This is a genomic window from Microcoleus sp. S13C4, from assembly GCF_036700865.1.
GTDB lineage: Bacteria > Cyanobacteriota > Cyanobacteriia > Cyanobacteriales > Microcoleaceae > Microcoleus.
In genome coordinates, this window is sequence record NZ_JAUBPS010000069.1 from 24044 (window position 1) to 30728 (window position 6685).

General features: G+C 46.4%; 7 protein-coding genes. 2 read left to right on the forward strand and 5 right to left on the reverse strand.

Annotated elements, in window-relative coordinates; translation table 11 throughout:
* Window positions 1–147: 147 nt before the first annotated feature.
* A complete protein-coding gene (locus QT996_RS23120) occupies window positions 148–312 on the reverse strand; it encodes a hypothetical protein (protein ID WP_333049294.1) in 165 nt (54 codons plus the stop codon).
* A complete protein-coding gene (locus QT996_RS23125; protein WP_333049295.1) occupies window positions 312–1298 on the reverse strand; it encodes a DUF1517 domain-containing protein in 987 nt (328 codons plus the stop codon). The genes QT996_RS23120 and QT996_RS23125 overlap by 1 nt, the downstream gene beginning before the upstream one ends.
* Window positions 1299–1601: 303 nt before the next feature.
* Between QT996_RS23125 and hemB the strand changes: the two genes are divergently transcribed.
* Window positions 1602–2585, forward strand: coding sequence for a porphobilinogen synthase (hemB, locus tag QT996_RS23130; RefSeq protein ID WP_333049296.1), 984 nt, complete (start codon window positions 1602–1604; stop codon window positions 2583–2585).
* Between the two features lie 506 nt (window positions 2586–3091).
* A complete protein-coding gene (locus QT996_RS23135) occupies window positions 3092–3580 on the forward strand; it encodes a GNAT family N-acetyltransferase (RefSeq protein WP_333049297.1) in 489 nt (162 codons plus the stop codon).
* Window positions 3581–3772: 192 nt separating this feature from the next.
* Here QT996_RS23135 and QT996_RS23140 read toward each other — a convergent pair whose 3' ends face one another.
* Genes QT996_RS23140 through QT996_RS23150 form a run of 3 tightly spaced genes read right to left on the reverse strand, consistent with a single transcriptional unit; the run spans window position 3773 to window position 5835 of the window.
* A complete protein-coding gene (locus QT996_RS23140; protein WP_333049298.1) occupies window positions 3773–4708 on the reverse strand; it encodes a HAMP domain-containing sensor histidine kinase in 936 nt (311 codons plus the stop codon).
* A gap of 25 nt (window positions 4709–4733) precedes the next feature.
* On the reverse strand, window positions 4734–5327 hold the full coding sequence (locus tag QT996_RS23145; protein WP_333049300.1) for an L-threonylcarbamoyladenylate synthase: 594 nt from the start codon (window positions 5325–5327) through the stop codon (window positions 4734–4736).
* Between the two features lie 13 nt (window positions 5328–5340).
* Window positions 5341–5835 (reverse strand): YcxB family protein, encoded by a 495-nt coding sequence (locus QT996_RS23150; protein WP_333049302.1) that lies wholly within the window; start codon window positions 5833–5835, stop codon window positions 5341–5343.
* Window positions 5836–6685 lie beyond the last annotated feature (850 nt).

The following is a 6685-nucleotide window of genomic DNA, read 5'->3' on the forward strand; positions in this document are numbered from 1 at the left end:
CTTCTTCTTTATATAAAATTTAGATGGCGCGGGGTCGCCACTTCTTCCGAAGCAGTCCTCGCTCAATACAGTTTTTTTATCCTGCCTAACTTCTTCGCAAAACCCCTATGGGGCAGGCTGGGCCCATAGCAGATGAATCACGCTGAATCATAATCTTTCAATACTAGCATTCGTGGAACCATCTTTTTTAACTCGCTCAGCCTCCACCAAATCCCGCGAAATGCCCGTCTCTAAAGCAATCGGGTTCGTCCACACAGCTTGTGAGACGGGATCGGGCGCGGGAAACCATGCTCCGCGCCCAGTCTTGCTCACTAAATCGATCGTAAATCAGGATAGCCCGCCAACATATCGTCAGCAGTCAGAGTGTCCCCGTTGGCTTGAGGAGTCCATAGCACCTCAACCGCCAGCAACTGCTCGCTCGATACTCCCCCAATCTGACGCAAAGCTTGGCGCAAATCTTCAGAGTTTTTCACTGCTGGCAATTGCAATTTACCTTGAGTACCGACAATCACCGTCACTACAATAAATTCCCCGGGATCTGAATTCAAATCAGAAGCAACCAGCGCACCATCTTCCTGCAAACCTGGCAGGACATTGCTGCTCCCTGCTTGCCGGAGCTGATTGTTATAATTCGAGAGCGTTTCTTCAGTAAATTTACTGCGTTCTGCCAAAGACAATTGATTAAACTTAGCTTCCGCTGCTTCCAAGCGAGTTTGCACAGATTCAGCGCCCGCGTAAACCCAGTATTCAGGATGCCGCAGCAGCGCCAGAGTAGATTCTTGCACGACTTGAGCGCGACCGGCCGCTGTATCGGTATCCGCTTTGCGCGCTAGAGAGTCGAGTTCGGCTTGCAAACCGCGGGCCTCTGCTAGCAAACCAACTTGCAAGCGGGCGACAGATACGGTGGTAGTGGGGGCGCTGTTGCCAAGTTCGTCAGTTGATCCCCCGGCGCGGCGGAAGCTTTGCACGAGGAAATTAGCGATCGAAATAAAAATCAAAATCGAGAACAGGCCGCCAAACCCGCCCCCAAAGCCAAAAAACGGCAGCAAGAACGGGAAACCGAAGCCGCCGCCAAAGCCACCGCCCGGGTAGTAGCCCCCTCCCGACGGCGCGTAAGTGCGACTCGGCGATGAGTAACTGCGCGCCGGAGCTCTAAAAGATCCGCCGCCGATGCGTCCTCCGCTGCGGGCTGCCAGAGCTCCGTCAGCGTTACCGAGGGCTAGCGTCAGTACCAGACCGATCGCAAATAGTGATTTCAAAAGCGGTTTGATCTTTGAAGAAATTAGTTGCTTGTACATAAGACCGTTACTATTCGATACATTTATAATTTACAATCTATTCTCGCTTCTGGGCAGCCTGGTTACAGGTGTGAAGCCAGCGAGATATCCGTACTAACCGATCCCACAAGCAGCGTTAGGGCTGAGTCTGGGAACGGCAAGGGCGAGAAACGACTGGCATTCCTGACTACCAACAATGGACATCCAGGCTTTCACAGAACTTTACTTAAGTACAGGGCGATCGGCCAACAATAAGCTCTAGACTTTTAAAGAAGCGCCACGAGTCCTCAAAAACAGGGCTTTATCTACCGTAAAAAAAACATTATGTTTCCAACTCACCGCCCCCGCCGCCTCCGCAACCATCCCCAACTCCGCCGGATGGTACGGGAAAATATCTTGACAACCAGCGATTTAATTTACCCCCTATTTGCCGTACCGGGGGAAGCTTTTGCTAAAGAAGTCACATCGATGCCCGGAGTTTACCAGCTATCGGTAGACAAAATAGTAGAAGAAGCAAAAGAAGTCTACGACCTCGGCATTCCCGCTATTATTTTATTCGGCATTCCCGCAGATAAAGACACAGATGCTACAGGTGCTTGGCACGACTGTGGCATCGTCCAACAAGCGACGGAAGCAGTTAAAAAAGCCGTACCAGATTTAATCGTCATGGTCGATACTTGTCTGTGCGAATATACCAGTCACGGTCACTGCGGCTATTTGGAAGTCGGAGATTTAAGTGGTCGCGTCTTGAACGATCCCACACTAGAATTGCTGAAAAAAACCGCAGTTGCTCAAGCTAAAGCCGGTGCAGATATTATCGCACCTTCGGGAATGATGGACGGTTTTGTCGGAGCAATTCGCGAAGGATTGGACTCTGCTGGATTTGAAGATATTCCCATCATGTCTTACGCGGCAAAATACGCCTCAGCTTATTATGGCCCGTTCCGGGATGCTGCTGATTCTGCTCCGCAATTTGGCGATCGGCGCACCTATCAAATGGACCCGGGAAACGGCCGCGAAGCTCTTAAAGAAATTGCTCTAGACATTGCCGAAGGCGCAGATATGCTCATGGTTAAACCCGCTTTAGCTTACATGGACATCATCTGGCGCGTGAAAGAAGCAACTAACCTGCCAGTTGCTGCTTACAACGTTTCTGGGGAATATGCGATGGTGAAAGCCGCCGCCCTCAACGGTTGGATAGATGAAGAAAGAGTAGTGATGGAAACTTTGACAGGATTCAAGCGTGCTGGTTGTGATTTGATTTTGACTTATCACGCCAAAGACGCCGCCCGCTGGTTGCAAAACTGATTCACTCGATTAGAGATTAGAGATTAAAGAATTGACTCCACAGCAAAATCTTCGGCTGTTTTCGTGGAGTCAATCCCTCTCTCGATAGATGATTTTTGAGCAATTAGGCAACACACTCTCTATCGCTTACACTTACCGATAAACGACGCCCCGAAACCGGGTTTTTAGCGTTTCGATGGGCTGTAACGAAGTAGTGTTATGAAAAAACTCGGTTTCTCTATAGACCAACTCCAAAACCTACAAAATCAGTCATTCCCCATCTAACATCTAAAATCTAAAAAGGTATGACTTAGGAGGTAGAAATAGTGAGTCCAAGACTTTTTTACAAATTTAAGACAAAAAAGTATTAATAATCACCGAAATTAGTTAGAAAATATGTATGAATAAAAATAGTTTTGTAAATCGGGAATTCAATCATTGATTGATTGTTCCCAAGCAAAATTAACTATACCCGCTAAGACCGTAAAAGTAACACAGTTTAGATACAACTTGAAGGCAGATTGAGCATGACATCAACGACTAGGGATTCCAGTCACATTCAATTTTGTATAGGTAGCGATCGCGCCGACATCGTACAGATCCAAGAACTATTTAAAGCCGCCGCCTTTTGGGCGAGGGCACGGAAGATAGAAGATTGGGAAATTGCGATCGCCAACAGCGAACCAGTTGTTACAGTTTGGGACGGCTCACGGGCGATCGGCTTTGCCAGAGCTACCTCAGATGGCATCTATCGAGCCACCATCTGGGATGTCGCCATTCACCCGGATTACCAAGGTGCAGGACTCGGCCGTAAATTAGTGCAAACCGTCTTGAGTCACCCTCGGATGTGCCGAGTAGAGCGAGTTTATCTGATGACAACTTACAAACAAAGCTTCTACGAGCGCATCGGTTTTCAGAAAAACGCTAGTACCACAATGGTACTTGAAAATCAGCTTCTAGAAGAGAATCTCGAATTAGAGATTAGCAACGGCGAATTGCTAACTGCTAATTGTTAAATAATCAGCAGATAGGCATCAAAATCTATAATATGTAGGGTGCGTAAGGGCGCACCTTACTCCCTATAAATAATTTCCTTGTTTCATCTTCCCTCTAACCTCTTCCCCACCTCAGTTAAATCTGTTAAATCCTTTGCCGTCTTCCCCACCTTCGTTACATCCCGTAGATTGCTCGTGGTCGAACTTCCTTCATCACCAAGTTGCCAAAGGAATAGAACACTGAGTTCGGTTAAAATTGCACTCTTCGGACTCAGAAGGCACAGCCAGAACCTCCAACTTTCCGCTCATCAAACTTAAAAGAGTCTGATTCATCAATAACCTCATTCCAGAAGACACCTGAGAATTATCGCTGCTTTTAGTAGCATCACACTCCAAATCGTGCTTCAGCAAATCCCAAGACTCGCTCCAAGCACTCACTGAACGCTGATCGTCCACCCAAATGTGAACGCATCCAGATTCCGGCGAAGCATGGGCAGACACAGAAATACTCCCCTCCTCCATCTGAGCAACAGCAGTATCTACCAAATAAACTAAAACTTGCCTAAATCTCGGCAAATCTGCCAATACATAAATCCCCGGATCTGGCGGCAATATCTCCAAACGAATGCCGCGATTAGCAGCTTGCAAGTAAGTTAAATCATCAACCTCGTCAAAAACCTTAGCTAACTGAATCGGCTCAATATCCATCCTGTCAGTGCCGTGTTCAGTTTTAGCAACAGAGATAATTTCATCTATTAATTTCACCAGCTTGAGTGCCGCGACGTGAGCTTGCTCGACAAACTCTCGTTCCTCAGCAGGATCGTCGCACAAATCCGAGAGAATTAATTGCAGCGTACCAATCATAGTGCTCAGGGGCGATCGCAACTCGTGAGAAGTTCGAGCCAAAAAACCCGCCTTAAATTGGCTCATCTCCGATGCCATCTGATAAGCCAATTGAGTTTGCTTAAGTTGCTCGGAAAGGGCATCAAACTTCTCTAAGTGAATTTCTTGAGGAGGTGGCGGCACTTTGGGTGCAGGTTCGGGCTGTTGCGAGCTTTTTTGCCGCGGGCGCCAAATCAAACTGCTTCCCAAACCCAGCCCCAGTCCCATACCTAAATATATAAAGTCGCTCCAGCCGATCGGCGCCATATTGCTTTGCCTTGGAGTTTAGCTTTTAGCATTCTAACTCGATCGCGCCTTGTCGCAATATTTCCCACTCGCTGCCCGTCCATTTAGCCACAGTCGAAGGCAAACTCGAAGCTGTTGTCGCTGTTGCTAATTCAGAAGGCACTAATGTCAAGACTTCGGGAAACACAGCCTCAATTTCTGCCACCAACTCCAGAGGCGGTTGGCCGGATAAATTGGCACTGGTAGTAGCCAAAGGGCCTGTCTGCTCTAGAATCTTTAGGGCAAGGGGAAAGTCAGGCACTCGTACTCCGATTGTAGTGGGGTCGATCGAATTCATGGCCGCCGGGACTTTTGCCGAAGCCGGCAGCACTAAAGTTAACGCCCCCGGCCAATAGGATTGGGCCACTTGCTGCCACAAGTTTAACTCTGCTGGACTTCCCTGCACGTAGGGCCATAAAGCCTCCGCCGAGGCTGCCATCAAAATCAGCGGTTTGTCTTGACTGCGACGTTTAGCTGCAAAAATCAGCTCGGAGCGATCGGGCCGCGCAGCCAAAGCGGGTACAGTATCTGTGGGAAAGCTGACAATATAATCTCCTGAAATTGCCCCTTGAATCAAGGAGTCGATCGAAACTTGAGTCATTCGATTTTAGATTTTAGATTTTAGATTTTAGATTGAGGAATTGCGCCTGCATTTTCTTGAAATAATTATAGCGGCTTTTCCCGATCTTGTTGTGTAGCAGTTTTTTGAAATCCGACAATTCCTCTTCACCGCTGAATGCACACTTGGGAACTATAAAGTACGCTCTTTTTGACACAGGATAGAGAGACTGTAAAGGATAAATTAATAATAAATTATTGGTTTCAATAAAGACTTTAAAAGCTTCCCATTTAAAGCTTCCTTCCCAACTCGGAGTTTTAAGTGCCAGCCCATCTCCTATCACTTCCACAGTCGTAGGTTCCCCCCAGTCCATCTGCCTGACGCTCATCGGTATCTCTATATTTATGTCGCGGGGGTTCACCAAAAAAATATCTACAATTTTACCCAATAAGACTAGCAGGGCTACAAAAACAACGCCCATCACTAACAAGTAGATTTCTTGGAAGATAATTGCCATCACAATAAAGGAGACTCCTGTTAGTAATTCCATTTCAACCAATTTTCTATTGAGAGATTTTGAGGTGTGTTCTGTATCCCCCTCAGTAGCTTCTCTGAGATCGTTAAAATTCAGTTGGAACTCACACTGGCTTGTTTTCCTATCAACAACGTGAGGAACTGGCGGAATATTGCTGTATAGCAATTCTCTAAACGCTTGAAGCTGCTCTCGATTAAATGGTTTTTTTGGGAAAAAATGCGGTATATTGTAACACTCCTCACGATAGATAACGAACAAACTTTTTGTTTCTAACCAGTGCGAGTAAAATAGCCATTTGAGTATGAGGCTAACCTTTCCAGTTTCTAACTCCAGTCCCGATTCAGTCATTGTTAAAGTAATAAGTTCGTGCCAAATATTAGTTCTCTGTCTCCACGGAGAGAGTAACAGGAGTCCTAAAAATTGAAATAGCCAATGAAGAAGTTGTAAAATTGCCCCTATTAACAAAAAAGGTCCCACTGAAATTGCCGGTTCGCTGCCAAATTTTATCGTCGGAAATACAAGCGCATATACCAAAAGAAAAACCGACTGAAGGAGCTGATATTACGCCACTCTAGGAACTTCACAATAGGGAGGTAGCAGATGCCAAAACCTAGAATGAAATAACCCCATAGGGGATGTTGGCCAGCGATAATATTGACAATTCCCCACCCCACAAGAACGACAGGAAGACTCCACAACTTGACTGTATCGAGAGGACCTAATTTCGGGAAAATTCTACTAGCTTCTAAATATTCTTTGAAAGTAAACTGGTATTCCAACTTCACAGTGATAAGCTGTTGTGCCTTTAAATAGGGTATAATAAAAAATGAGTTTAGTCAATCTCTACAAAAATGCCAGCTAAAAA

Excerpts from the sequence above, each read along its gene's own strand:
- QT996_RS23140 (WP_333049298.1), bottom strand. The coding sequence starts at position 4,708 with ATGGCGCCGATCGGCTGGAGCGACTTTATATATTTAGGTATGGGACTG.
- QT996_RS23125 (WP_333049295.1), bottom strand. The coding sequence starts at position 1,298 with ATGTACAAGCAACTAATTTCTTCAAAGATCAAACCGCTTTTGAAATCA.
- QT996_RS23145 (WP_333049300.1), bottom strand. The coding sequence starts at position 5,327 with ATGACTCAAGTTTCGATCGACTCCTTGATTCAAGGGGCAATTTCAGGA.
- QT996_RS23150 (WP_333049302.1), bottom strand. The coding sequence starts at position 5,835 with ATGGAATTACTAACAGGAGTCTCCTTTATTGTGATGGCAATTATCTTC.
- QT996_RS23135 (WP_333049297.1), top strand. The coding sequence starts at position 3,092 with ATGACATCAACGACTAGGGATTCCAGTCACATTCAATTTTGTATAGGT.
- hemB (WP_333049296.1), top strand. The coding sequence starts at position 1,602 with ATGTTTCCAACTCACCGCCCCCGCCGCCTCCGCAACCATCCCCAACTC.